Source organism: Streptomyces sp. NPDC007875 (assembly GCF_042868035.1).
Taxonomy (GTDB): Bacteria; Actinomycetota; Actinomycetes; order Streptomycetales; family Streptomycetaceae; genus Streptomyces; species Streptomyces antimycoticus.
In genome coordinates this window covers 43,428-67,788 of sequence record NZ_JBIADZ010000040.1, presented here as the reverse complement: position 1 = coordinate 67,788, position 24,361 = coordinate 43,428, and the positions used below count along the sequence as shown (strand labels likewise).

22 protein-coding genes and 2 pseudogenes are annotated in these 24,361 nt (G+C 69.3%); 14 read left to right on the top strand and 10 right to left on the bottom strand.

Annotated elements, in window-relative coordinates; genetic code table 11:
* Positions 1 to 140: 140 nt before the first annotated feature.
* The 3 genes from ACFYOY_RS44125 to ACFYOY_RS44115 all read left to right on the top strand — a co-directional run bounded on the left by ACFYOY_RS44125 (position 141) and on the right by ACFYOY_RS44115 (position 1,197).
* Complete coding sequence (locus ACFYOY_RS44125) at positions 141 to 572, top strand: IS5 family transposase (protein ID WP_388593499.1); 432 nt, start codon at positions 141 to 143, stop codon at positions 570 to 572.
* A complete protein-coding gene (locus ACFYOY_RS44120) occupies positions 565 to 798 on the top strand; it encodes a hypothetical protein (RefSeq protein WP_388593496.1) in 234 nt (77 codons plus the stop codon). The genes ACFYOY_RS44125 and ACFYOY_RS44120 overlap by 8 nt, the downstream gene beginning before the upstream one ends.
* A gap of 225 nt (positions 799 to 1,023) precedes the next feature.
* Positions 1,024 to 1,197 carry a hypothetical protein gene (locus tag ACFYOY_RS44115; RefSeq protein WP_351904701.1) on the top strand — a complete coding sequence of 58 codons (174 nt, stop codon included), beginning with the start codon at positions 1,024 to 1,026 and terminating at the stop codon, positions 1,195 to 1,197.
* A 226-nt stretch (positions 1,198 to 1,423) separates the two neighbouring features.
* Here the strand turns inward: ACFYOY_RS44115 and ACFYOY_RS44110 are convergent, their stop codons facing one another.
* The 3 genes from ACFYOY_RS44110 to ACFYOY_RS44100 form a co-directional block, all read right to left on the bottom strand.
* Positions 1,424 to 2,791: a protein kinase gene (locus tag ACFYOY_RS44110; RefSeq protein WP_388593493.1), complete on the bottom strand. Its 1,368-nt coding sequence runs from the start codon at positions 2,789 to 2,791 to the stop codon at positions 1,424 to 1,426.
* 101 nt (positions 2,792 to 2,892) lie between these two features.
* Positions 2,893 to 6,318, bottom strand: coding sequence for a WD40 repeat domain-containing serine/threonine protein kinase (locus tag ACFYOY_RS44105; RefSeq protein ID WP_388593490.1), 3,426 nt, complete (start codon positions 6,316 to 6,318; stop codon positions 2,893 to 2,895).
* A 512-nt stretch (positions 6,319 to 6,830) separates the two neighbouring features.
* Entirely contained in the window at positions 6,831 to 7,406 is a 576-nt protein-coding gene (locus ACFYOY_RS44100; RefSeq protein ID WP_388593488.1) for a CGNR zinc finger domain-containing protein, read from the bottom strand.
* Between the two features lie 229 nt (positions 7,407 to 7,635).
* Here ACFYOY_RS44100 and ACFYOY_RS44095 point away from each other — a divergent pair, with 229 nt between their 5' ends.
* Positions 7,636 to 8,055: an ATP-binding protein gene (locus tag ACFYOY_RS44095; RefSeq protein ID WP_388593485.1), complete on the top strand. Its 420-nt coding sequence runs from the start codon at positions 7,636 to 7,638 to the stop codon at positions 8,053 to 8,055.
* A 268-nt stretch (positions 8,056 to 8,323) separates the two neighbouring features.
* Here ACFYOY_RS44095 and ACFYOY_RS44090 read toward each other — a convergent pair whose 3' ends face one another.
* The 3 genes from ACFYOY_RS44090 to ACFYOY_RS44080 all read right to left on the bottom strand — a co-directional run bounded on the left by ACFYOY_RS44090 (position 8,324) and on the right by ACFYOY_RS44080 (position 10,329).
* Positions 8,324 to 8,572, bottom strand: coding sequence for a RidA family protein (locus ACFYOY_RS44090; RefSeq protein WP_351904687.1), 249 nt, complete (start codon positions 8,570 to 8,572; stop codon positions 8,324 to 8,326).
* A 72-nt stretch (positions 8,573 to 8,644) separates the two neighbouring features.
* Entirely contained in the window at positions 8,645 to 9,868 is a 1,224-nt protein-coding gene (locus tag ACFYOY_RS44085; RefSeq protein ID WP_388593482.1) for a MalY/PatB family protein, read from the bottom strand.
* Positions 9,865 to 10,329: a DUF664 domain-containing protein gene (locus ACFYOY_RS44080; RefSeq protein WP_351904681.1), complete on the bottom strand. Its 465-nt coding sequence runs from the start codon at positions 10,327 to 10,329 to the stop codon at positions 9,865 to 9,867. Before ACFYOY_RS44080 ends, ACFYOY_RS44085 begins: the two co-directional genes overlap by 4 nt.
* A 441-nt stretch (positions 10,330 to 10,770) precedes the next feature.
* Between ACFYOY_RS44080 and ACFYOY_RS44075 the strand changes: the two genes are divergently transcribed.
* From ACFYOY_RS44075 to ACFYOY_RS44050, 6 genes are all read left to right on the top strand, one after another.
* Complete coding sequence (locus ACFYOY_RS44075) at positions 10,771 to 12,069, top strand: haloacid dehalogenase-like hydrolase (RefSeq protein ID WP_351904678.1); 1,299 nt, start codon at positions 10,771 to 10,773, stop codon at positions 12,067 to 12,069.
* A gap of 444 nt (positions 12,070 to 12,513) precedes the next feature.
* Entirely contained in the window at positions 12,514 to 13,218 is a 705-nt protein-coding gene (locus tag ACFYOY_RS44070) for a type 1 glutamine amidotransferase domain-containing protein (RefSeq protein ID WP_351904675.1), read from the top strand.
* A 178-nt stretch (positions 13,219 to 13,396) separates the two neighbouring features.
* Positions 13,397 to 13,882 carry a VOC family protein gene (locus tag ACFYOY_RS44065; protein ID WP_351904672.1) on the top strand — a complete coding sequence of 162 codons (486 nt, stop codon included), beginning with the start codon at positions 13,397 to 13,399 and terminating at the stop codon, positions 13,880 to 13,882.
* Between the two features lie 32 nt (positions 13,883 to 13,914).
* Positions 13,915 to 14,898, top strand: coding sequence for a YncE family protein (locus tag ACFYOY_RS44060; protein ID WP_388593477.1), 984 nt, complete (start codon positions 13,915 to 13,917; stop codon positions 14,896 to 14,898).
* Between the two features lie 49 nt (positions 14,899 to 14,947).
* Positions 14,948 to 15,301 (top strand): nuclear transport factor 2 family protein, encoded by a 354-nt coding sequence (locus ACFYOY_RS44055; protein ID WP_351904666.1) that lies wholly within the window; start codon positions 14,948 to 14,950, stop codon positions 15,299 to 15,301.
* 197 nt (positions 15,302 to 15,498) lie between these two features.
* Positions 15,499 to 16,404, top strand: coding sequence for a LysR family transcriptional regulator (locus ACFYOY_RS44050; protein WP_351904663.1), 906 nt, complete (start codon positions 15,499 to 15,501; stop codon positions 16,402 to 16,404).
* Positions 16,405 to 16,837: 433 nt separating this feature from the next.
* On the opposite strand, the pseudogene ACFYOY_RS44045 reads toward ACFYOY_RS44050, so the two are convergent.
* The 3 genes and pseudogenes from ACFYOY_RS44045 to ACFYOY_RS44035 all read right to left on the bottom strand — a co-directional run.
* A pseudogene (locus ACFYOY_RS44045) lies at positions 16,838 to 17,622 on the bottom strand (transposase); the annotation flags it as partial.
* Between the two features lie 160 nt (positions 17,623 to 17,782).
* The gene (locus ACFYOY_RS44040; protein ID WP_388593473.1) at positions 17,783 to 18,751 is read right to left on the bottom strand and encodes an alpha/beta hydrolase; all 969 of its coding nucleotides are present in this window, start codon (positions 18,749 to 18,751) and stop codon (positions 17,783 to 17,785) included.
* 103 nt (positions 18,752 to 18,854) lie between these two features.
* Positions 18,855 to 19,172, bottom strand: coding sequence for a putative quinol monooxygenase (locus ACFYOY_RS44035; protein ID WP_388593504.1), 318 nt, complete (start codon positions 19,170 to 19,172; stop codon positions 18,855 to 18,857).
* Between the two features lie 143 nt (positions 19,173 to 19,315).
* Here ACFYOY_RS44035 and ACFYOY_RS44030 point away from each other — a divergent pair, with 143 nt between their 5' ends.
* From ACFYOY_RS44030 to ACFYOY_RS44015, 4 genes and pseudogenes are all read left to right on the top strand, one after another.
* Positions 19,316 to 20,221: an AraC family transcriptional regulator N-terminal domain-containing protein gene (locus ACFYOY_RS44030; protein ID WP_388593470.1), complete on the top strand. Its 906-nt coding sequence runs from the start codon at positions 19,316 to 19,318 to the stop codon at positions 20,219 to 20,221.
* Positions 20,222 to 20,378: 157 nt separating this feature from the next.
* Entirely contained in the window at positions 20,379 to 21,128 is a 750-nt protein-coding gene (locus ACFYOY_RS44025; RefSeq protein ID WP_351904654.1) for an SDR family oxidoreductase, read from the top strand.
* 655 nt (positions 21,129 to 21,783) lie between these two features.
* The gene (locus ACFYOY_RS44020; RefSeq protein WP_388593467.1) at positions 21,784 to 22,704 is read left to right on the top strand and encodes an NADP-dependent oxidoreductase; all 921 of its coding nucleotides are present in this window, start codon (positions 21,784 to 21,786) and stop codon (positions 22,702 to 22,704) included.
* Between the two features lie 187 nt (positions 22,705 to 22,891).
* A pseudogene (locus ACFYOY_RS44015) lies at positions 22,892 to 23,017 on the top strand (helix-turn-helix domain-containing protein); the annotation flags it as partial.
* Between the two features lie 360 nt (positions 23,018 to 23,377).
* Here the strand turns inward: ACFYOY_RS44015 and ACFYOY_RS44010 are convergent.
* Positions 23,378 to 24,262 carry an NAD(P)-binding domain-containing protein gene (locus tag ACFYOY_RS44010; protein ID WP_351904648.1) on the bottom strand — a complete coding sequence of 295 codons (885 nt, stop codon included), beginning with the start codon at positions 24,260 to 24,262 and terminating at the stop codon, positions 23,378 to 23,380.
* Positions 24,263 to 24,361: the final 99 nt, after the last annotated feature.

Here is a 24,361-nt window from a genome sequence, read left to right as displayed (position 1 = left end):
TCAACGCCAACCCCCGACTGCCATGGTCATACCTCGCCCATACCGGTCTGACCATCCACCCACCACACCCACCGAACTTACGAAAAGATCAGTAGGCCGTGTATCGAAAGTGGATCTCGGGCTGTGAATGATCACGGTTCATGGGGCGGGGAGATCTCACGGATGAACAGTGGGCGGTGTTGGAGCCGTTGTTGCCACAGGGGGCGAAGACGGGACGGCCGTCCGTCTGGCCCCGGCGCCGACTGATCGACGGCATACGGTTCCGGGTCCGGACCGGTGTTCCGTGGCGGGATGTCCCCGACGAGTACGGGCCGTGGGGCCGGGTCTACGACCTATTCCGCCGATGGCAGCGGAACGGCACCTGGCATCGGATCCTCACCAGGCTCCAGTCCCTGGCCGATGCAAAGGGCGCGATCACGTGGGACCTGAGCGTCGACTCCACGGTCTGCCGTGCCCATCAGCATGCGGCCGGAGCCCGCAAGCAGGGCGACCTGCAGAAGTCAGTGCTGCGGACCATACTCATGCCGCGGCGTCACCCGGGCACTGCGGCATGTGGGGAGCAACATGGCTGAGGTGCTGGTCTTCCACCACGGGCACGGGCTGACCGCAGGCATTCGCGAGTTCGCCGAGCATCTGCGACGGGCCGGACACACCGTCCACATCCCGGACCTGTACGAGGGGTGGGTGTTCGACAGTCTCCACGAGGGCAGTGACACGCTGCAGAGCAGGTCAATCATCGAGTGCTCGCCTTCCTCGAGCGCATCGATTAGGGGAATCAACGGCTTGATGTCCGGCTGACGACATCGTGGCCCGTCCACCGTCCCGGCGGACGGGCCGGTCCACGAGGCCGCCCGGACGAGCTACGGCAACGTTCCAAACTCTCCGCCCTTAGCCCGAACTTCTCCAAGGGCCCTATGCAATCAGACCAGCCAGATCAGTGGCCGTCCCCCGCACTTTCGCAACAAGCCCTGGTAGGGCTCCGTTAGGTGTATCTGCCGGTTCCGTTCTGGGGGTGCACGGTGGATGGATGCGATGCGCGTCAACTGGAGGATGCCCGGGCGGCTGCCGGACGGCAATGAGCAGAACCTGCAGCAGTCCTGCGTGGACACTGCCGCGCGCTTTGGCCAGGAACTGGGGTATCAGGTAACCCTCGTTCGCGACGCCATCGGTGCCTTCGATTCGATTGGAAGGAGTTGACAGCAACATTCGACCTCAACGCGCCGCAGTACGCCCAGGCGATCCTCGCCACGGACGAGTTCCCCGGGATCGTGCGGCCGCAACCTCAGACAGCGGCGCCGTGACCTGACGGGGGGCGAACCCCGGAGCGCGAAGCGATGAAGCGGCGGACGGGTAGCGCGGGCTGTCCTTTGTTACCGTCACGGTCGCTGGCCGGTATCTCCCGCGCAACTGCCGCAGTCAGGGCTCACCGCCCCGCCCGCTCCAGCGCCCCGCGCAGCTCCGCCGCGCTCGTGCAGCCGATCTCGGGGTGCTCCCGCAGCGCCGTGTCGATGACCTCCGCGAGGCGTCGTGGGATGGCCGGGTCGCGGCGGCGGATCGGGATCGCCGGCTCCTGCAGGACGACCTGCCAGGGGTCCTTGGCGCGCGGGAACTCGCGCGGGGTCCTTCCGGTCAGCATGTGGTAGATGCAGGCGGCAAATGCCCAGACGTCCGTGGCGGGGGTGGCCTTGCGGAAGTCGATGACCTGTTGGCGCGGCATGAACATCGGTTTGCCCGCTGTGGTGCCGGTGCGTGTCAGCCCGCTCAGGCCCGCCTGGTCAAACGCCTTTCCGATGCCGAAGTCCGCGATCTTCGCCGTCGTCGAGCCGTCGGTCTCCCGTTGCAGCAGGATGTTGGAGGGGCTCAGGTCGCGGTGGACGACGCCCTGCCCGTGCGCGTGTTCCAGGCCCTTGAGCGCCTGCACCGCGATGCGCACCGCTTCCTCGACCGGGAGTCGCCCGCCGCGTTCGGCGACGAGCCGGTCCAGGCTGCCGCCGGTGCAGAACTCGGTTGTCAGATAGAAGGTTCCGTTCGCGAAGCCCGCGTCGTGCAGCGCGACGACGTGCGGATGCTTCATTGCCCGGGTGAGCGCCACCTCGCGCAGGAACCGGGCGCGCGCCGTCTCGCTCGCCGCCACCTTCGGCAGCATCACCTTCAGCGCCACGTCGACGCCGGTGGCCTCGCGCCGGGCCAGGTACACCGCGCCCATGCCGCCACGGCCGAGCTCCCGGATCACCGAGTAGCCGCGGATGGCCATGAGGTCGGCGCGGCCGCGGTGCGCCAGCTCGAGCAGCAGCTTGAGCACGGCGTCGGGCCGGGCCTGACAGGCGGCGCACAACAACTCGCCGGGGCGGCCGCCCGCCTCGTCGCCCAGCTCGCGCTCGCACTTGGCGCAGCGCGCGAGCCTCACCGTGGCGACCTGCGGCCGAGTGATGTCGACGCGGAACACCGTGTCACCGAGGCGGATCCGGTCGCCGTCCTTGAGGTCGTGCTCGGGGTAGGAATCGGCGACGGCCTCCTCGGGGGTGAGGCCACGGCGCCGCTGGCCGATCTTCTCGCCGTTGACGTACGTGCCGTTGAGGCTGCCGAAGTCGCGGATGCGGATGTCCGGCGGGTTGATGTCGAGCAGGCAGTGGTGGCGGGAGACGGTCTTGTGGTGGGAGTCGTCGGGTAGTCGTGGCGAACAGTCGGTGGAGCGGCCGAGGACGCAGGTGGTGCGCTCCTCGAAGACGTACGCGCCGGGCTTGACCCGGCCCTCGACGAGGGTGAGCGTGATGGTGGCCGGCGGCGTCACAGAGGATCGTCTCCTTGGGTGTGGGGGGAGGACTTCGGGGGACGAGGCGGTGAACGTGAGCGTGCCGTCTGCGGCGTCGGACGGTACGCGTCCCGCTCCGCTCAGTCGGCCGCCAGCTCCCAGTCGAGGTCCCAGAGCCGGATGCCGTCGTCTCCCGCCGAGACCAGGTTGCGCAGGTCGGGGGTGAGTTCGAGGTGCCGGATGCGTTGTTGGTGCCCTTCGAGCACGTGCAGGCATCGGCCGGTGGCGACCTCCCACATCCGTACGGATCTGTCGTGGCCGGCCGAGAAGGCGAACCGGGCGTCGGGTGTGAACCGCACGGCGGAGACCCAGCCCTCGTGCCCCGCGAACTCGCGTACGGACCGCCCGGCACCGGCGTCCCACAGCCGGATCGGTTCGTCCTTGGCGCCCGAAGACATGACCTGGTGTGTGGACATGGCCAGGCGGCCGTCGGCGCTCAGGCACGCCGACAGGATCGGTTCCCGGGGGCCGGTCCAGGTCCGCAGGCAGGCTCCGGTGTCGAGATCCCGCAGCCGGACCACGCCGCCTGAGTCGCCGACCGCCGCGAGCCGTCCGTCCGCGGACGTGGAGATCACGTTGACCGGGCCGTTCCGGCTGATCGTCGTGACGCAGCGGTCGTCGTCCAGGTCCCATCGGCGCAGGACACCGTCGCCGCCGCCGAGCCAGGCGTACCTCCCGTCGCCGGTGAACATGATGGTCCGCCTCATGTCCCAGTCCGGAGTCAGCCGACGGCACTCGCCGTCTGCCAGTCGCCGCCGAATGATCGCGAGTGGCTTGGTGCCCTCGCACAGGACGTGCCGACCGTCGTCGCTCAGCGCCACCCCGCCCACCCTGCCCGGATGATCGTCGAGGACGTGCGTGCACGCGCCGCTGTCCAGATCCCAGATCCGTACGGTGCCGTCGCTCTGTCCGCTGACGGCGAGCCGGACACCCGCGGCGACACCGATCGCCGTGATGGCGCCGTAGGAGAGGTGGCCGGCGTCCAGTGGCCGCGACCAGGCGGAGCGCAGCCGTACGTGGCGCGCGGAGCGGCCCAGTTCGTGCCAGGCGGCCAGGACCTGGGGCGCGCGCTCGTATCCGGGTATCTCCCGTGCGCGGGTCAGCAGGCCGAAGGCTGACCGGTGTCGGCCGTTCGACATCGCCTGGCGTGCTTCGGCGAGCAGTTCCTCGGCCAGTCCGCCGAGCCGGCTGACCTCCGCGTGCTCGCGCGGCTTGATCAGGTGCGGCTCGGCGGCGTATTCGGTATCGGGCAACCGCCAGCGATGCATGGGCAGTTCGGGATGCCCGCCGATGGAGCAGCCGAACCGGTCGTCGCGGTCGGGGAATCCGACGTGGTGCATTCCGTACGCGTGGGTGGTGAAGGTCCGCAGACACCGGCCGCTGCTCAGCTCCCAGATCTGAACGGTGTGGTCGCCGGTCGTTCCGGACAGCAGCAGCCGCCCACTGTCGGCGAAGGCCAGGTGACCGGCCGCGGCGGTCAGCCCCGTCAACGTACGCATCGTTAGGACCTGCCGGCCGTCCCCCACATCCCACAACCGGATCACCCGGTCCTCGCCGGCCACCGCGACCATCCGCCCGTCGGGGCTGAAGCACAGCGCATGCGTCGCCGAGCCGGCGGCCAGCACCCGGCACCGGCCATCGGCCACGCTCCACAGCCGCGCCCCGTCCTCCTCGGCGGTGAGCACATGGCGCCCGTCGGCGCTCACCTCGTACTGCGAGCCGTCCAGGTAGTTGCCCTTGAACGCTTCCCCGAGCAACCATTGGCAGGTCCCGGTCCGCGGTTCCCAGACCTGGACGCGCCCGTCCACCCCCTGCCACACACCGATGCGCCCGTCGGCGCTCAACCTGACCGGGCACCCCGTGGCGCGCGCGGCGGAGCGGATGACGCGGGTACACCTGCCCGCCCTGAGATCCCAGAACTGCACCGTGCCGTCGCGGCTCGTGGACAGTGCGTACGAGCCGTCAGGGGTGAGGTCGACGCCGAGCACCTGCGTGCGGTGGCCCTTGACCGCCAACCGCTGTGCGCCGGTCGCCGTGTCCCACAGCCGCAGCACGCCGTCCCAGTGGCCGCTCAGCGCGAGGCGTCCGTCGGGAGCGAACCGGATCGGCAGGTAGCCCATCACCTCGTGCCGGGCCAGCAGTTTCACCGGCGCGAACGGCAGCGCGAACGGCTCGCGGAACTCGCGGGTGCCGGTGTGGCGGGCATCGGCCACGGTCCCGGAGGCCGCCACCCGCAGCGCCGCCCGTACGTCGGTGTCGTCGGGCCGTTCGCGCGCGAGGGCGTCGAGCAGGTCATGTGCCGCCGCGAGGTCGCCGCGTTCGAGGTGAACCCGGGCCAGAAGCAGCCGCACCTGCCAGGGGGACGCGCCGGACCCACGCGGGATCGCCTCCAACCGGGCGACGAGTTCCCCATCGGTGATCGCCCCCGTACGCCACCGGAACAGGCCACCGTTGTACACGGCCCCGACGTGGTGCGGGTCGACCGCGAGCGCCTGGCCGAAGGCATGCTCGGCGTCGGCGGCCCGGTCCAGGTCGAGGAGCGACAGGCCACGGTTGTTGAGCTCGTCGGCGCGCAGATCGGCGGCCTGCGACGTGGGACGCGGATACGCCGAGCCGGTCGCCTGCTCGTAGATCCCGGTCAGTACATCCGCGATGTCCGCCATCGAGGCCGGCCGGCGGGCCGGGTGCTGCCGCAGGCAGCGCCGGAGCAGGTGGGCGACTTCCGGTGGCGCCGCGACCGGATTCGAGGGGTCGGCCAGGTATTCCGCCAGCGCGAGACCCGCGACCGGACCAGCCGCCCAATGCACACCGCCGGTGAACATCTCCAGGACCGAGACCGCGAAACTGTAGACATCGCTGCGCCGCCCGACGGGCTCGCCCGCGAGCTGCTCCGGGGACGCGTAGCCGACCGTCATGCCGCCGGACGGCACCAACACGCTGAGACCGGGCGCCCCTTGGAGGTCAGCCGGGGCCGTGGCGGGCTTGGACCGGGCGAGACCGAAGTCGGTGATCTTCGCGGCGCCCGTGCCGTCGAGCAGAATGTTGGCCGGCTTCACGTCCTGGTGCACCAGGTCTCTGCTATGGGCGTGCTCGAGCCCACGGGCCGCTTGGACTGCCGTGTCGAGCACGCGGGCGAGGGCCTGCCGCGCATCCCCGGCGTGGAGGCGCCCGTCGCCGATCCACTCGGCCAGGCTGCCGCCGTCGACGTACTCGGCGAACACGCGGGGGACACCGTCGATCACCCGCACGTAATGGCAGGCGCAGACGTTCGGATGGAGCCCGAGGGACACCCACGCCTCGGCCTCCCTGACGAACAGCTCCTGATCGCCCGGGCTCCGGAACAGCTCGGGCCGCGAACTCTTCACCGCCATGTCGATGCCCCAGGCGAGATGCCGTACCCGGTGCACGACGCCCATCCCGCCCCGGCCGAGCTCGCCGATCACCCGGTACCGGCCGTCGACGGTCTCGCCGGTCACCCAAACGGTCGGCGACGTAGGTGCGTTCACTGCGATTCCTCATCGTGATTGCGGCAGAAGTCGCTGTCCTGGAAGGCCCGGACGCAGAAGGCCCCGTTGTCAGATTTCGACGAGGGTCAGTATGTGACGTCGTCGATCCTGGTGTCGATGTTTCAGGCTCACCGGGGGTGCGGGAGCGCGCCGTTCAGTCCTTCGACGAGATGCTCACCTGCGGGGAGGCCTGAAGGGTGTCATCGACGAGGCCGAACTCGAACGCCCCCGTACCTGCAGTGTCGCCCAACCGCCCGGTGGGCCTGCTCCAACATCCCGGCGCAGGCCCGCCAGCGTTTCGCCGCACCGTTGAACCCCCGGCCGGAACTCACCGTTCCTGCCATGGCCGGGGACCCGCCAGGACTCCGCGGCTTGGGACGCCTCACTGTGGCGAACAGCCGTGCCAGGTACGCCACAGTGAGGCGTGTCCACCGTTGCGGGCCAAGAGCTCATCATGAGTGCCCCAAGGCCGTCGTGATCGCCGCCAGTTCCTCGCCGGCGAGGAACTGCCCTCAGGCAGCGGCTTCGACGGCGCCTCGCTTCTTCTTCCGCCTCCGGTAGCTGGCGGCCTTGTGCTTGTTCCCGCACTCGGCCATCCCGCACCATCGTCGGGCGCCGGAGTGGGAGAGATCGACGAAGAGACGCGTGCAGTCCGGGTTGGCGCACTCCCTCATCCGCGCGAAACGGGCCGAGCTCAGCAGGTCCACCGCGTCGCGGGCCACCGCACCGAGTACCTCGTCCACGCCGCCAGTCCGGGTCAGACGACCCGACACCTCGAGCTGATGCTTCGGCAGCGGCAGCCGGGCCGCTTCGTTCACCTCTGCGAGGGCTTCACCGACATCGGCATCCGGGTGGTCACTCGGAGGCCAGGAAGTGGCGAGCGTGTAGACCGCCTCACGCAGGCGGCGCAGCCGCTCCAGCGCGCGGGCGTCCGCCTGGCCCGGATCATCCAGGAGCTCCGCCTGGCGAACCCAGTGCCGCAGATCATCCGGGGACTTCAGCAGCTCCGTGCGAAGACTCCGCCGCCACAGCTTGGTGCCCGCCAGATCGAGACACAGCCGACCACTCACAAAGACGAACTCATGCACACGTCCAGATTGACAGGTGACGTCTTCCTTGTCGATAGCGGGCTGCGGACGAGGTCACGCGGCAAACAGGCTTAGTCTGTGGTTTCTTCCCCTCCAGGCCGCCCCTATTCGTCACCCTGTTGACAGGTGACGAATAGGGGTCATGCTCGTTCTTTCCGCCCCCAGCGTGACGCGTGTGTCACCTTATGTATCCGATGGTCCGGGTCGGCTCGGCAGGGAACCCCGGCAGGTGACGGTGACCCCGCCCGCCGAGCCCTGCCGGGTCCCGGAGGTGCGTCGGTTCGTCGGCGTTCAGCTCGACCTGTGGGGCGTGGTCGACGACGACCTGCACTCCGCGGTCCTCGTGGTGGGCGAACTCGTCGGTAATGCGGCCGTGCACGGAAGAGTCGGCATGTGCGTCTCCCTGCGTCTGGACGCCCGACGGCTGAGTCTCGAAGTCATTGACCGGGGCGCGCCATCCGCCCCCCCACCGTCCGCGGCGGGCCGATCCGACGAGTGCGGAGACGAGCACGGACGGGGGCTGTCCATCGTCGAGCACCTGACCGAATGGATCGAGTGCCGCGAGACGGCCGACTCCCACGCGGTCCGCGTCGGCCTTCGCGTATCGGGCCGGAACTCAGGGTGTCCAGACGAAGATCTCCTGGGCTGAGCCGGGCTTCCGCGACCGCCGGCCCTGGTCGGCGGTCCGCTGCGCATCGTCGTCCGATCGATGGCCCGTGCCGGTCATCGGCTCCTTGTCGGCTGACGGCCGCACGAGGAAGGTCGGCTGTCGATTGCGACACCCGTCAATACGGTGACGAGATCACTGTCTCAAGCCGGCGCCGTTATGGATGGGGCCGCGGGGCCTGCGGTGCCACGGCAGCAACCCGTCGCCACGGGCCGGGCATGCGGCGGCACGGCCCGTGGCACAGGTGGTGTCACCCCAGGACGGCCAGGGCGTCGATCTCCACGAGGAATCCGGTCGGCAGGCCCACGTACACCGTCGTGCGGGACGGGAGGGAGCCCTGGTCGGTGGCGAGGTACTCGGAGTACAGAGTGTTGAACTCCCGGAAGTGGGCGGTGTCGGTGAGATGCGCCCGGACCGTGATCACGTCTGCCCGGCCGGACCGGGCCTCGGCGAGCACCGCGGTGACGTGGTCGAGCGCCTGAAGCACCTGGGTGGCCAAGTTTGGATACTGATCGGCCGAACGGAGATGGGGGGGCGCCGGGCGGCAACCCCGGCTTGCCGCGCCGCGTCCTCAGCGCTCCTGGAGGGGGGCCAGCGCGGTGATGACGCCGTCGAGAATCTCGTCCAGCACCTGCGCTGAGGTGGCGAAGTTGAGCCGCAGATATTCGCCGGACTCCGGGCCGAAGGGTTCCCCGCCGTCGAGGAGGACCTTGCCCTCGCGGAGCACGTACTGGACCGGATCCTCCGTGAGCCGCAGCCGACGGACGTCGAGCCAGGCGAGGTAGGTGGCTTCGGGAAGCCAGTGGCGCAGTGCCGGCACCCGGTCGCGCAGTGCGTCGTGGACACGATGGCGGTTGCGGTCCAGGACGGTCAGGAGTTCCTTCTGCCAGGGATCCCCGTGCCGCCAGGCCGCTTGGGTGCCGACGACACCGAGGGTGGAGACGGTCCCGTACAGGTCCGGTGGCTGGGCGTCGCGGGTGGCCAGCAGCCGGTCGGGGCCGTAATGGGTGACGGTGCAGCGCAGGCCGGCGAGGTTGAACGCCTTGGTCGCGGAGGTGATGGTCACCGTCCGTGCGGCCGCGTCGGGCGACAGGGACGCGAAGGGGATGTGCCGATGGGGGGCATGGCTCAGCTCGGAGTGAATCTCGTCGCTGATGACCAGCATGTCGTGCCGTCGGGCGACGGCGGCGACCTCCTCGAGCTCGTCCCGGGTCATGACCCGGCCGGTGGGGTTGTGGGGGTTGACCAGCAGGAGGACCTTGCAGCCGTGGCGGGCCACGCCGTCGGCCAGCGCGGCGAAGTCCATACGCCAGCCCTGGTCGGTCTGGATCATGGGCACCGGAACGGCGGGCCGGCGCATCGTTTTCAGCGTGGCCAGGAACGGAGGATAGTTCGGCGTCTGGACGGCGACGGCGTCCCCTGGGGAAGTGGCCAGGTGGAGCAGGAGCTGCAGGCACTGTATGAGGTCTGTTTGTTCGCGGACGCGGGACGGAGCGGCCTCCCAGCCGTAACGGGACGTCATGCGCTCGGCGAAGAGCCGACGCAGCGGGGTGCCGTCGGGCCAGTCGGGATAGCCCAAATCTCCGTAGGTGACGGCCTCGTGAAGAGCCTCGGCGACGGCCCGGGGGATGGGGTAGTCCATGTCGGCCACCCAGGCGGGCAGGACCGTTTGATCCACGCGGTGCCACTTCACCCCGGCGCGGTTGCGCAGCCAGTCCCGGTCGAGATCATCGAAGCCCGGGATGTGGCGATGGTCGGCGGCCGGGGCTCCCGGGGCGGGGGTCGTATGCGTCATCGCACCGTTCCGTTCAGGAGGACGTCCCGGGTGATCTGTACCTGCCCGTGGTGCTGGGCGAGTTCCTCCAGTACATGCAGCTGAACGCCGGCACAGCTGAGCGGACGGTCGGGGCCTTCGAAGGAGGCGGGCGGTACGTTGCGGGGTGCCGCCTGTGCGTCGACTCCCCGCAGATCGTCACGCAGACGGTCGAACAGCGGGTCCACAGCGCTCTTGAGATCAGTGACGGTCCCGACGGCGGTGAACTCCGAGGCCCGGTCCCGGTCCACAGACCTGCCGGCGATGACGTGCCCGATCCAGTAATCGGCCACCCCCGTGCAGTGGTAGGCGACCGCGAACGGGCTGTTCGCCGCGGCCAGCGGGGGCACGGTGTTGGCCAGCTCGTCGCCCAGTTCCTCCAGTGCGCCGATCATGCCGTCGAACGCACGGCGCAGGAAGTACAGGTACTCGTTCAGTTCCATGGGTTCCTCATGAGAGTGCTGGTCAGGGCCATAACGCGATCAGGTGGTGGCGATGGGGCACGGCTGAGCGAGGACGTGGGTGAACGGGGTGTCCGGGTGATACAGCCGTCGTCGGACGGCTGGTGACGGTCGCAGGCTAATCCGGGGTTGCGTGACCAGTCAATGAGGTGACGCTCGTGAGGCACGACACCACATGGACCGGTGACCAGGAGCGGGTGGGGGGTACGCGGCAAGCGGGGTGTGGGGTATGCGGCGATGTGGCGGTGAGCGAGTTCGTCGAGCTTCAGGGCGCGCCCGGCGAGTCGTGCTCGCCGCCACCACGGTGACTCGCCACTCAAAAGGTGTACCCGGATGATCGGTGCGCGTACGGTACAAGGCGCCTGACGGCCGTCATACGAACGTGCCGTCCGCACCGCCCTCGACGCGAAGGAGAGTCACCGTATGCGCACTGCTCCACTGGCTGCCGTCCTCGGGCTGGCATCGGTCGCCGTACTGACGTCCTTGGTTCCAGCGGGCACCACGTACGCGGCGGAGAAGACCGCTGCCGGACGCGCCCACTGCCCCCGCCTCTCTTCCTCGCTCGCGTGGTACGGCGACAACAGGGAGCAGCTTCAGCGAGTGATTGACGAGCACGGCACATGCGGCAATCCGCATGTGCGTCATGGCAAGCGCCCAGTCGCCGCCTTCGACTGGGACAACACCGTCACCAAGAACGACATCACCGACCTCGCCATCGCCTGGGCTCTCAAGCACGACAAGATCTTGCGACCGGCCCGGTGGTCCGACACCAGTCCCTGGCTGACCGAGGAAGCCGACCGGACACTGACCAAGGCATGTGGCACGGACGTGCCCGTCGGTGCTGCACTGCCGACTTCCACCAACACCGCCTGCACGGACGAGATTTTCTCCGTTCGCAGCGAGGCCACCCTGATGAACGGCCACAAGGCATTCGCGGGAGAGTGGAACAGCCGCCGGACTCTTCCCCAATACGCCTGGGTGCCCCAGCTGTTCGCGGGCCACACCGAGGCCGAGGTCACCTCCTATGCGCGGAAGTCCCGGGCCGAGGCGCTGGCCGCGCCCATCGGCGCCACGCAGCGGGTCGGCAGCCACACCCTGCACGCCTACGCTCGATACAACCCGCAGGTCAAGGACCTGATCCGCGTCCTGAAGAAGGCGGGCTTCGAGGTGTGGGTGGATTCCGCCGGCAGCACTCCAGTCACCAACGCCTGGGCAGGTGGCGTCGGCATCGACCGCGAACACACCCTCGCCATCCGCAACCTGCTCGACCGTCAGGGGCGGATCACCTACACCCAGGAGGGGTGCGGTGGCGAACCCGACAGCAAGGGCAAGGTCATGCCGTACATCGAGGGCAAGCGCTGCTGGCTCAACGAGAAGGTGTTCGGTGTCACCGGCCCCGCTGCCTGGAAGCAGCAGCCTCCTGAGAAGCGCCTGGTGATCGGCGCGGGCGATGCCGACACCGATGTGACGATGGTCGGCGACGCCACCGGCGCGGGCCTGGTCCTCAACCGGAACAAGAACGAGATCATGTGCCGGGCCTACGACAACGCGGACGGCGCCTGGCTGATCAACCCCATGTTCATCGAGCCGCTGCCGCGCAAGGAAGCCGCCTACCCCTGCTCCACCACCGGATACACCAACCCCGACGGCACGATGGGGCCGGTGCGGCGACAGGACGGCAGTGTTATCCCGGACAAGGAGGACTCGGTTTACGGAGGCTGACGGGTTGCCACGAGTTCCCTGGGCTCGGCGGGCAGTGCGAAGCAGCGCAAGCCACGCCGACGCTGGGGGAGGTTGTCACGTCAAGCGGCGACCGGCGCTCCTCTTCCGCTTCGTCTCCCTCTTCGCCCCCAGCAGGCCGGCGCCGGAGTCAGCCGGCTAGGGGTCAAGGCATCCGATGCGGTTGATCTGTCAAGCGGCGGCTGCGGGCTCGGGGCCGGTTGGCGTGGGGAATGCGGTTGCTCCGACGTGGCAGACAGCATGAAGGACGGCGGGAAGGCAACGTTTCCCCTCCTGTCATCCATAAATAATCTTATGGGCTGCGGGAGACGTATGGATGACTCGTGATGGAGGGTGGTGTTGTTCCCGAGGCCGCCGGCGAACCGGCTACGGCGTCGGCGGTGCATGACGACACAACCCCTTCAAGCGAGAAGAGCAGGCATTTCGATGTCGAAGATTCTGATGGTCATCTCCGGTGCGAACAGCCTGAAGATGGCGGACGGCTCGACCCACCCCACCGGTTACTGGGCGGAGGAGGTGGCCGCCTCCCACGAGGTGCTGGCCGCCGACGGCGGGGACATCGACCTGGCCACCCCGGGCGGGGTACGCCCCACGGTGGATGTCCTCAGCCTCGACGAGCGCGGCGGTGTGAGTGAGGAGGACGCGCAGAAGTTCCGAGCCTACCTCGACGGCATCGCCGATCAGCTGGCCGCGCCGCTCGCCCTGGCCGACGTGCGGGCGGACGACTACGAGGCGATCTACATTCCCGGCGGTCACGGCCCTATGGCGGACCTCGTCGACGACGACGACCTCGGCCGTCTGCTCAACGAGGCGGTTGGTCAGGGCAAGCTCGTGGTTGCTCTGTGCCACGGAGTCGGCGCGCTGCTGAGCGCGAGCACGCCGGACGGCGGTTTCACTTTCGCCGGTCGCGAGCTGACCGCCTTCTCGGATGAGGAAGAGCGCCAGGGCGGCCTGGGCGACAACGTCCCCTTCTCCGTCGAGGGCCGCCTGCGCGAGCGTGGTGCGCAGGTCACGCCCGGCGCCCCGTGGAGCAGCACGGTCATCCAGGACGCCAACCTGATCACCGGCCAGAACCCGCAGTCCAGCGTGGCCACGGCCCGCAAGGCGCTGGAGGCCCTGGCCGCTCGGTAAACCACCGCCCCTGTGTCCGGGTGCTCAGCGGTGTGCTGTCGCCCGGACCTGCCGTGCCGCCCCCGCCTCGCAGCCCGCGAGCACCGCACGCGCCCGGCCGGCGGTCCGCGGGCCGCGGAGTGCGGAAGCCGCTGAACTCCCGCAGGCCCTCCAGCCGCACATCACGCAAGGAACACATGTGACCAGCCCCGTTTCGAACCGTGGTCTCGACCACGTCGCCGTGCACGTCTACGACCTCGATGCCTCGGTGGACTTCTACACCCGCGCCCTGGGTTTCCGCTTCGTTCGCGAATGGAGCGTCCCGGCCGGCGGAGTGCACCGTGCCGCCTTCCTCGACGCCGGTGACGACCGGCTCATCGAACTCTTCGATGCCGCTTCGACCCCGCCGGGCGGCTCGCCGCAAGGGCTCGACCCCGCGCAACGTCATGACGACGGCGAACGCAGCCGCGTGGCCGCTGTGGTGCACTTCGCCGTCCGCACCGATGACGTCGTCGACCTCTTCGACCGGGCGGTCGCCGCCGGCGCGCGTCCGCTGGCGGCCCCGAAGAAGATCACCACCGCTGGGGACGATCCGATGACCTTCCAGGTGGCGTTCGTCTACGGGCCCAACGACGAGGTCATCGAGTTCATCGACCGGGAGACCACGAACGGAGACCGGCAGTGAACCAGACGTCGGCTCGGCGACCGGTCCTGGCCGTGGTCACGTCAACCGGCGAAGCGATCCGTTTCTTCGACGGTCTGAACTACGAGCCGCTCGGCGTCCTCCCGGTAGCCGCCCAGCCCCACGAGATCGCCGTGGATCACACGACGGAGCTGTTGTACGTCTCGCACACCTACCGCTCCGGCGTCTACACCGACCCGGGAGAGAAGGCACACGAGATCTCGATCGTCGACCCGTTCCGCCGCGAACTGGTCGATGTCATCCCGCTCGCTCCCGAGGAAGCGCCCCACGGCCTCGCCCTCGACGCCGGCCGCGGGCTGCTCTACGTGACCGTCGAGGCCGGCCCCGCCGGCGGGGGAGCGGTCGTCGTGCTCGACACGGCCACGCACAGGCCGGTTGGCCGCATCGAGGTCGGTGCCCACCGCCCCCACTGGTTCGCCATCACTCCCGACGGACGCAAAGGCTATGCCACCAACAAGGCAGACCCCTTCATCTCCGTCCTGGACCTCGTCCGCGGCGGACTCGCCGCACGCATCCCCGCCCCTTACGGCACCGAAGAGGTTGCCGTCTCCCCGGACGGTGTCCGCGCCTACGCCGCGGGCACGGCCCTCCACTACGAAGGCGGCCCCGCGGGCCCGCCCCCGGCAACGGTCTTGGTGATCGACACCGGCTCCGATGAAGTAATCCACCGCGTGCCGCTGAACGCGCCCGGCTGTCCGGTCCACGTGGCCGCGGACGGCCGCGTCCTGGTCGGTCTCGTGGCCACGGACGCCGCCGGACAGTCCGTGGCCGGGCAGCTGTCCGTCCACGGACCGGGTGGCCTGGAGCACCACTTCGACGCGCCGGTCGGAAAGGTCCCCATCACCATCCGCACCACGCCGGACGGCGCCCGTGCCTTCGTCGCCAACCTGTACTCGGGCACTCTCCACGTGATCGACCTCGACACCGGCACGGTCGAACGGACGCTGGACATCGATCCTGGCGATCAAGGAGCCCACGGCATCGCCTACCTGGCATGAGTCGGAGACCGTCTCACCTTTGTCCCGCCGATGAAAGGATTCGCACGAGATGGAACGCACCCCCGAAGAGACATTTGAGGCTCATGTCCGCGCCTTGAGCTCAGGGGACCTCGACGCCATCGCCGCCAATTTCGCCCCGGACGCCGTGTTCATCACTCCATCCGGGATCCTGCGTGGCCGCGACGGCGTGAAGCAGGGCATCGGGGCGGTCCTCACCGACCTCCCGAACGCCCAGTGGAACCCCAGGAGCCCGAAGTTCGCGGATGATGTCCTGTTCCTGGAGTGGGCCGCCACCGCCGACACCACCCATGTGGACGACGGCGTGGACACCTTCGTCTTCCGCGACGGCCTCATCCACGCCCAGACCGTGCGCTACACCCTGCTCACCAACACCGCCCCCTGACACACCTCCGGCACCGTCCGAGGGAGCACACGGTCCGTGCAGCGGGTGGCCGGTGACGTCGGCACGGCCTCGGACGGTGGCCGGCTCGCGCAGTAAGGTGATCAGGAGTCCCATGGGTTCTTCTCCATGGGTTCTTCCTCACCTGGCGGGAGGGTGTCTTCCTCCCCTTGGTAACGCTCTCTGAGAAGTGCGGTCCCGTGCCGAACCTTGATCTGTTGTTGACGTTTCTGGAGATCTATCGCACCGGGTCGCTGTCCGCGGCGGCGCAACGTCTCGGTGTGACGCAACCCGCGGTCACCGGACAGCTCGCGCGCCTGGAGCAGCAGATCGGCGAGCCGCTGTTCGTGCGCTCCCGCAAGGGGGTCGCTCCCACCCAGCGGGCAGCCGCCCTGGCTTCGCGCGTCGGCCTTCACGTGGACGAGCTTCGCGGCGCCCTCGACTCCACCGACGTTTCACCCGCGCTGCGGGGCACGGTGCGAGTCGGAGGCGCGGCCGAAGTGATGAGCTTGCGGGTCCTGCCCGCGCTGTGTCCACTGACCCGTCGGGGCCTGTGCGTCCACGCGACGCTGGGGCTGGCCAACGATCTGTTGTCCCTGCTGGTCTCCGGGCGGCTCGACCTCGTCGTCTCGGCGGTGCGCCCCACCGATGAGGCGCTGCTGGCGGTGCCGCTGATCGACGAGGAATTCGTACTTGTCGCGCCTCCCGCCGTGGCTCACACCGTGGACCCGGTGCGGCTCGAGGCCGACCCGGCGGAGGCGCTGGCGCATATCCCCGTGATCGGATACGCCGAGGAGCTGCCCATCCTGCGCCGCTATTGGCGCACCGAGTTCGGTCGCCGACCGCCCAACCCCGTCACGATGATCGTGTCCGATCTGCGGGCCGTCCTGGCCGTGGTGGCCGCGGGAGCCGGGATCTCGGTTCTGCCGCGCTACATCGCCGCCCCGGCCCTCGCCGCGGGGGACATCGTGCAACTGCACCAGCCCGAGATAGCGCCACTCAACACGCTTTATCTGGCCACCCGGCGCGGGGCCCCCGCCAACCCAGCCCTCACGGTGTTGCGTGACCACCTCCAGCGTGCCGCACAAGAGTGGAACGAACTGTGATCGTCGCTCGTACCGTCCGGATACGCCGAGGAGCCGGTCGGCCCGGGTTGGTGTCCGCACGCGCTCAGCAGGGCCGGTTGGGGAGCAGCGTCGCGGGGTGTCACCGGGAACACGTTCGCCCACCGGCACCGAGGGATCAGCAACGACGGCGCCGCGAACCACAGCCGATTCGCCGGCTCGTACCGCACAGTGCGGGTGCCGAATAATCATCCGCGCAGTTCAGGCGGCGTGCTGGTACTGGTGGAGCGTTCCGCCGAGTCGGTCTCGTCTTCGGAGTTCCAGGTGGGTGAGCTGGGCTTGTTGCATGGTGAGTGTGGGTGGTGGGCGGCAGGGAGTGGCTTGTTCCAGGGCTCTGTGCGGACGGTGTCCGTTGTAGAAGGGTTCGTAATCGCGCAGTGCGTGGAGGAGGTGGCCCTGGTTCCCGATCAGGGTTCGTGTCCGGCTTGTTGAAGGTCAGGACGCCACCGTGGCGGCGGGGCCGCCCGCCCCCTCCGGGCCGGAGCGGGCGGGGCCCGGGGCGCGGAGCATCACGCGGTCCGAGCGCAGCCGGCCGACCAGCACCACCGGCAGGTCCGCCGGGGCGTGGGAGAGGTAGGCGACGTCGTAGCCGGAGTCCCTCACGATCCAGATCTCCGGGTCTCCTGCCTGCCACTGCCGGGCACCAACCTCGTTACCACGTCCCGCAGTTGGGCAGCGGTGAGGGTAGTCGCGTCGTCCGCCGGCCCCAGGCGCACCGCGTCCAGCAGCGCGGTCCAAAAGGTGCGGCCGCTCTCCAGGGCGGCGACGGAGGAGAAGGGCCGGCCGGGCACGAACTGGTCCGAGCTGCGGTCGCCGCGCCCGTGGACGTGGCAAAACAGCCGGTCCTCGCTGGTCGGGGCATCAGAGCGGAGCCAGTTGCCGACATCCACGGCCAGCACGATCCGGCCGTCGGCCGCCCTCGGCAGCGGCAGGCCGGCCAGCGCGCGGCGCAACCGCGTCGGCTCCAGCCAGCCCCGGTCCAACGCGGCATAGCGGGACCGTGCCCTCGTCGGTGCTCGACTGCCAGACAGAGCTCGACCAGGGTCTTCAGGTCTTCACCGGCCCGTCCGCGCACAAGATCGCGTCGGTGAGCTCGAAGAGCGCGTCCGTGCGGGCGTAGAGACAGTCGTAAAACTCGACCCGAAAGCGGGACAGGACGCTCAATGCCTCACCTGCGGACCCAACGACGGGGACACTCATACACCGCCGCCGTTCTCTCGTGCTTCGTTACTCGACGTCTCGAAGCGTGGAGAACGGCCGCGTCATGTGCCGCCTGTTCCCAGGGATCTCAGCAGGCCGAGTGACCCGCGACGTCAAGCGCCAAGCTCATGCACACTGCATCATCAGGTTTTCGGTGGCGTTATGCGGCGGGGCTGGTGGGCAGGACTCGGGCGAGCCAGTCGGTGCGGGTTCGGCGGGCCGTGGCCGAGATGTGTGCCTGCGGGTACAGGGCGTCGAATCCGTGGAAGCCGCCTGCCCAGACGTGGAGTTCGGCCTGGCCGCCGGCCGCCCAGATGCGGGTGGCGTAGTCGGTGTCCTCGTCGCGGAAGACTTCGGCGGAGCCGGTGTCGATGTAGGTGGCCGGCAGGCCCGCGAGGTCGTCGGCCAGGGCGGGTGAGACGTATGCGGGTACCTCGTCGTCGGTGAGGTCGCCGAGGAGGCAGCGCCATCCGAATCCGTTCATCTCGCGGGTCCAGACCCCGGGCCCGTTCGAGTACTGGAGGCTGGAGGTGGTGGTGTTGCGGTGGTCGAGCATGGGGCCGATCAGGACTTGGGCGGCGATCGTCGGGGTGCCGAGGTCGCGGGCCAGCAGGGTGACGCCGGCGGCGAGGCCGCCGCCCGCGCTGGCGCCTGCGACGATGATCCGGGCGGGGTCGATGCCCAGTTCGGCGGCGTGGCCGGCGATCCAGAGCAGTCCCTGGTAGCAGTCGTCGACCGGGATGATGCCGGTGGCCTCGGGCGCGAGCCGGTAGTCGACGGAGACCACGATGGCGCCGAACTCGTCGAGCCACTCCAGCGGGATGTCGATCTGTGAGAAGCGGTCGCCCATGACCATCCCGCCGCCGTGCATCCAGTAGACACAGGGTGCGGCGGTGGTGCGATCGGTGTTCGCGGGGCTGAAGACGGACAAGGGGATCGGGGTGCCGTCCGGACTCGAAACGGTGACCTCGCGCCGGTCGATCGCGCGACCTTCGAGGAGGGGTTCGACGGGCATCGAGGAATAGGGGCGTACCTGCGCCAGCACTTCCGGGCTGAGCTGGGACATCAGCGGCATGTCGGCCAAGAGTTCATGCAGTTCGGGGTCGAGGGCTGGGCGTGCTGTGGTCATGGTCGTTGCCTTTCGTGGGTGGTGGCGGGACGGTCGGGCGAGGAGGGGGCCGCCTCGGCGGACACCGAGGCGGCAGGGGCTGGGGTGTGGGGTGTTCGGCGGGTCAGAAGGCGGCTTTGCCACGGACCGGGACGTAGTCGGTGTACTCGGAGTCCTTGGCGAGCAGCGGGTCGATCTGCGCCACGATGGCCTGGGCGGTCTCGCCGGCGAAGATGCGGTGGTGGTCCTCCTCGCTGGTCCAGCCTTCGGTGACGTGGACGACGTCGGGGTCGGACGCGGAGCGGGAGACGAGGTAGACGAGGCAGTGTTCGCTCGCGCCGGGGCTGCCCTCGTGCAGTCCGGTCAGCAGCAGGTCGACGAGCTGGTCGCCCATTCCGGGCCTGGCGGTCAGGGTGGCGTTGAAGCCGTAGTTGACGATCATGGATGCCTTCTCTTCGGCGATGGAGTGCGGTAATTCCATTCAACCGGGTTGACCTGCGGAAACGTTAGACCGATACTCGTTCGTACTTGCACGATCCTCGCGGCTATGGGAACTACGGCGCGGAACGGTGCTGCAATGGACGCATGTACCTCGAAGAACTCCGCACCCTGCTGGCCCGCCATGCGCGGCCCGACTGGACCACCGCCGTCGACGGCGTCCTCATCTCGAAGGTCGACCGCCCTGATCCGCCGGCGCCCTCGATGTCCGGCACGCTCCTGGCGGTCATCGCGCAGGGCGCCAAACGCCTCGCCCTGGGTGAGAGGGTGTTCGAGTACGGGCCCGGGCAGTACCTGGTCGCATCCGTCGATCTGCCTGTCACAGGGCAGTTCACCCAGGCCGACCCCAAGCAGCCGGCGCTGGGGTTCGGTCTCGTCCTGGAACCGTCCGCCGTTGCCGAGCTGTTGCTCGAGGCCGGGCCCGGAGACACCCCCCGCGGCAGCGGGGGCGCGCCGTCGGGGATCGCCGTCAGTGACGCTCCGGCCGCGCTGCTGGACGCGGTGGTCCGGCTGCTGCGCCTGCTGGACGAGCCCCGCGACCGGGCTGTACTGGCCCCGCTGGTCAAGCGCGAGATCCTGTGGCGTCTGATCACCGGCGAGCAGGGTGCGACGGTTCGCCAGTTCGGCCTGGCCGACAGCAGCCTCAGCCACGTCTCGCGGGCCGTGCGCTGGATCCGCGAGCACTACGCGCAGCCCTTCCGGGTCGAGGACGTGGCGCGGCAGTCCGGCATGGGCGTCTCCGCCTTCTACCGCAACTTCCAAGCGGTGACCGCGATGAGCCCCATCCAGTTCCAGAAGCAGATCCGGCTCCAAGAGGCCCGGCTGCTGCTCGCCACCCACCCCGGAGACGTCACCGGAGTCGGCCATCGCGTCGGCTATGACAACCCGTCGCAGTTCAGCCGGGAGTACCGCCGCCAGTTCGGCGCACCCCCTAGCCAGGACGCCGCCCGCCTGCGTCAGGCCGTGCGTGCGCCGACAAGTGTCCTGCCCTGAGTGGGTGGGCCGCACAGGAGGATCGTGCAAGGAGCAGCGAGGATAGTTCTACTATCTCCGCAGGTCAAAGCGATTCAATGGGATCACCGGTTCTCCCATGGAGCAGGGAAATGCCTGTCCGCCGGTATGGATCCCACCACATCGCAAGGGGCGCAACATGAAGACGGTTCTGATCACTGGTACCTCATCCGGGTACGGGCGGGAGACCGCCCTCTACTTCCACTCGCAGGGGTGGAACGTCATCGCCACGATGCGGACGCCGCGTCCGGGCGTCCTTCCTGAGTCGGACCGGCTCCGCGTCGTCGAGCTCGATGTGACCAGGCCCGAGAGCATCACCGCCGCGTTCGAGGCCGAGGGCCCCATCGATGTCCTGGTCAACAACGCGGGGGTGCCCTCGATCAGCGTGTTCGAGGGCACCCCCATGGCCCGAGTGCGGGAGGTTTTCGAGACCAACACGTTCGGCGTGATGGCGACGACGCAGGCGGTGCTGCCCCAGTTCCGCGAGCGTGGCTCCGGCGTGGTGGTCAACGTGACCTCCAGCGTGGTGCTGGGGCACATGCCGCTCTCGGCCGTCTACAAGGCGAGCAAGATGGCCATCGAGGGGTTCACCGCATCCCTCGCGCTCGAACTCGCGCCGTTCGGTGTGCAGGCGAAGACGGTTGAGCCGGGCGCCTGCCTGACGACGAACTTCGCAGCCAGGGCAACGAACGGCGGGCCGCTGGACGCGCTCGTCCCGGCGCCCTACGTAGCGTTCGCGAAGAAGGCCATGGATGACTTCACGGGCCAGGACGTGTTCACCAAGGAGAGCGACGTTGCCGAGACGGTGTGGCGAGCCGTGCACGACATGACCGGCCAGCTGCGATTCCCGGCCGGTCCCGACGCGGTCTGGCTCGCCCAGGCGAAGTGACCAGCAGCAGGCATGATGACGCCGCACTGATGCCACAAGCCGGCCACGCACACAGGCAAGTGGCCGGCTCGCCGTCCAGCGCCCGCCCCGATGAACGGCAACCCGGCCAACGACGGGAAGCCGTTCCATCGTTCGATTCTGGTTCGAATTTTCCCGTCTCAAATGAACGGGTTCCGAGTGACCTCTCGCAGCAAAGATTGAGCGTTGTCACCGAAGGTTGGTGACCGTCAGGTTTTCTCACCGAAGGTGGATCGTTTAGGGCTGGCTGTCCGGGGAGACAGTTGGGGACCGGTACACGCGTATGCGCGAGGGTTCGACGGCCAGCTCCTCGAACACCATGATCCACGGGGGTGCCATGGTGCGGGGAGGGCGCGAGAACGTGTGTGGCCGGGGGAACCGGAATCAGGTAAATGGCCCACTGGAAGTGGGTGTAAGTGGCCCTCACGTTTGGGCCGCTTCCCTCCTAGGGTTCAAGGCGTGACCACAACGGCGCCTGCCAGCCGTCCTTCGTCCGCCGCTGTGTGCGGTGGCGGACAGGGGTGAACGGCGCTGGGATTGGTCATGGCGGGCGGGCGGCCTCCTGCGGGGCCGATGCCTGCGCCCACCAGGCGCGATGCCCGCTCCCTGAGCGTCCCCCTACTCAGAGGAACCCCTCATGCAAGCCATCACCGTCCAGGACCGCGACGCCGGTGTCAGCGGCCTGACCCTCTCCGAGCTGCCCCACCCGCACGCCGCAGAGAACGACGTGATCGTGGAGGTCCACGCCGCCGGATTCACCCCGGGCGAGCTGGACTGGCCCGGCACCTGGACCGACCGGGCCGGTCGTGACCGGACCCCGAGCGTGCCCGGCCACGAGCTGTCCGGCGTGGTCACCGAGCTCGGCTACGGCACCACCGGCCTGACGGTCGGGCAGCGCGTGTTCGGTCTGGCCGACTGGGCCCGCAACGGCTCGCTGGCCCAGTACACGGCGGTCGAGGCCCGCAACCTCGCCCCGCTCCCGGCCGATGTCGACCACCTCACGGCCGCCGCGCTGCCGATCTCCGGTCTCACTGCCTGGCAGGCCCTGTTCGACCACGCCCACCTGATCACCGGCCAGAGCGTGCTCATCCACGGCGCAGCGGGCGGCGTCGGCTCCATCGCCGTGCAGCTGGCCCGAGAGGTCGGTGCCCGGGTGATCGGCACCGGCCGGGCCGGCGACCGCGACACCGTCCTCGGCCTGGGCGCGGACGCCTTCGTCGACCTCCAGGCCGAGGGACTGGCGGACGTCGGCGAGGTCGACGTGGTGTTCGACGTGATCGGCGGCGAGATCCTCGAACGCTCCACCGCACGGGTCCGGCCCGGTGGCACCCTGGTCACCATCGCCGAGCCGGTCACCGTCCACCCCCGCGACGGGCGAGCCGTCTTCTTCGTCGTCGAACCCGACCGGGCCCGTCTGGCCGACCTCGCCCAGCGGCTGCGGGACGGCCGCCTCAAGCCGATCGTCGGCGCCGTCCGGCCGCTCGCCGAGGCGGCCTCCGCGTTCACACCGGACAAGCGCACCCCCGGCAAGACGATCATCCGCGTCACCGGAGACTGAGCGAGAAAGCTCCCCGTGTTTCGCATGACCAGCGCGGTCTGCTCTTCGGCCGCCGAACACGCCGACGCAGTACCGGCCCGGGAAGTGGCGCGAACCCCGCGACCACCGAAACGGCCGTACCGGAACTGCGTCCTCGAATCCGGCCGTCGCACAGTCCAGCGGGGGACGCCGCCGACGCTGGCCTGCGGCGGGATTCAATAATGGCCGCGCCAAGGCGGTGCGTGTCGCGACGCTCGCCGCGCTCTGCGAGGTGCTCGAGTGCCAGCCGGGTGACCCGCCGCGCTGGGAGGCCGAGGACGCCGCGGGCGAATGACGTCCCCCGGCGGGCGTGAAAACGCCTCGCACCACCGGCCCGCGACGCGGCACGTGGACCGCACGGACGTGGATCGCCGATCACTCGCAGCACCGTCCCGGCTCCACGGACCAGATCAGCTGAGACATAGATCAGATCCCTTGAGACGGGACAGTTGAGGTGTTGCTGACCTGGGGCGCCTGACTTCGTTGGCAAAAGGTCGCAGCGACACTGCGCGGATGGGCCGGCCGGGGCCGCTGCTTCGACCCCGACAGCGCTCACGGCCAGGCTCGGTGGGCCAAGATCCGCTACGGCATGTCCAGGCGAAGGAGGCGTTCGACGCCGTCTTCCAGGCCGAGGGTGTTGTCGGTGGTCTCGTGGTCACTTGTCGCCCGCCGGGTTCTTCAGGACCTCGATGACACTGGCGAAGCTGTCGGAGCCGTGGCCCGCGGCCCTGGCTCGTACCAGGGCCGCCTTCAGCAGCTCGGGCAGGGCGTTGTCGATGCCTCGGGACGCCCCGGTGTGGATGAGGTGGTCGATGGCCGCGATCTGCACGTCGACCGTGGCGTCGTCGCCCGGGTAGTGGCCGGCGTCCACCTGGGGCGCGTACCTGGTCAGGAACCCCTCCACCGCGGTCAGCCAGCGGATGGCGACGGGGGTGAACGCCGTGGCGGGTGTCTTCTCCGTGCCGACGAGCGCGGTGGCGTGCAGCCACCCGGTCATGGTGGCCCACATCAGGCCGAGCAGCGCCGCGTCGTAGAGGGATGCGGCACCCGGGTCGGTGCCCAAGTGCAGGGGGTCGCCCAGGGCCGTGAGGGTGTCCCGGTGGGCTTCGAAGGTGGCGGGCGAGCCGCTGTACAGGACCATCATCTCGGGGCTGCCGATGCCGGGCGGAGTGGTCATGATGGCACCGTCGAGGTAGTCGGCGTCGTGGGAGCGGGCCCAGACGGCGGCCTGGTGGGCGTGGTCCGGGGTGCCGGAGGTGAGGTTGATCAGGGACTTGCCCGCCAGGGCGTCGGCGACGGGGTCGAAGACGGTGTGCAGGGCTTCGTAGTCCAGCAGGCAGGTGATGGTGAGCGGGCTGGCCGCGATCGCCTGCTGGAGCGTCGCGGCCTGGTGGGCGCCGCGGTCGACCAGTGGCTGTGCCTTGTGCGCGGATCGGTTCCACACGGTGGTCGGGTGGCCCCGGTCCAGCAGCGCCGCGGCCAGTGCCGAGCCCATCGAGCCGAGTCCCACGACGGTGACGGCCTGGGGTGTTGCCTTCATGTCACCACTCCTTGGATGTCGTACGTCCGTACGTGACGCGTCATCACGTACGGGCCACGTTCGCAGCGCGTGGCGGACGGAAGAAGTGACACCGGTGAC

What these genes read in the sequence shown, in the direction of transcription:
- ACFYOY_RS44125 (WP_388593499.1), top strand. Translation starts at nt 141, where the DNA reads ATGGGGCGGGGAGATCTCACGGATGAACAGTGGGCGGTGTTGGAGCCG.
- ACFYOY_RS44120 (WP_388593496.1), top strand. Translation starts at nt 565, where the DNA reads ATGGCTGAGGTGCTGGTCTTCCACCACGGGCACGGGCTGACCGCAGGC.
- ACFYOY_RS44115 (WP_351904701.1), top strand. Translation starts at nt 1,024, where the DNA reads ATGGATGCGATGCGCGTCAACTGGAGGATGCCCGGGCGGCTGCCGGAC.
- ACFYOY_RS44085 (WP_388593482.1), bottom strand. Translation starts at nt 9,868, where the DNA reads ATGACGCATACGACCCCCGCCCCGGGAGCCCCGGCCGCCGACCATCGC.
- ACFYOY_RS44080 (WP_351904681.1), bottom strand. Translation starts at nt 10,329, where the DNA reads ATGGAACTGAACGAGTACCTGTACTTCCTGCGCCGTGCGTTCGACGGC.
- ACFYOY_RS44075 (WP_351904678.1), top strand. Translation starts at nt 10,771, where the DNA reads ATGCGCACTGCTCCACTGGCTGCCGTCCTCGGGCTGGCATCGGTCGCC.
- ACFYOY_RS44070 (WP_351904675.1), top strand. Translation starts at nt 12,514, where the DNA reads ATGTCGAAGATTCTGATGGTCATCTCCGGTGCGAACAGCCTGAAGATG.
- ACFYOY_RS44055 (WP_351904666.1), top strand. Translation starts at nt 14,948, where the DNA reads ATGGAACGCACCCCCGAAGAGACATTTGAGGCTCATGTCCGCGCCTTG.
- ACFYOY_RS44040 (WP_388593473.1), bottom strand. Translation starts at nt 18,751, where the DNA reads ATGACCACAGCACGCCCAGCCCTCGACCCCGAACTGCATGAACTCTTG.
- ACFYOY_RS44035 (WP_388593504.1), bottom strand. Translation starts at nt 19,172, where the DNA reads ATGATCGTCAACTACGGCTTCAACGCCACCCTGACCGCCAGGCCCGGA.
- ACFYOY_RS44030 (WP_388593470.1), top strand. Translation starts at nt 19,316, where the DNA reads ATGTACCTCGAAGAACTCCGCACCCTGCTGGCCCGCCATGCGCGGCCC.
- ACFYOY_RS44025 (WP_351904654.1), top strand. Translation starts at nt 20,379, where the DNA reads ATGAAGACGGTTCTGATCACTGGTACCTCATCCGGGTACGGGCGGGAG.
- ACFYOY_RS44020 (WP_388593467.1), top strand. Translation starts at nt 21,784, where the DNA reads ATGCAAGCCATCACCGTCCAGGACCGCGACGCCGGTGTCAGCGGCCTG.
- ACFYOY_RS44010 (WP_351904648.1), bottom strand. Translation starts at nt 24,262, where the DNA reads ATGAAGGCAACACCCCAGGCCGTCACCGTCGTGGGACTCGGCTCGATG.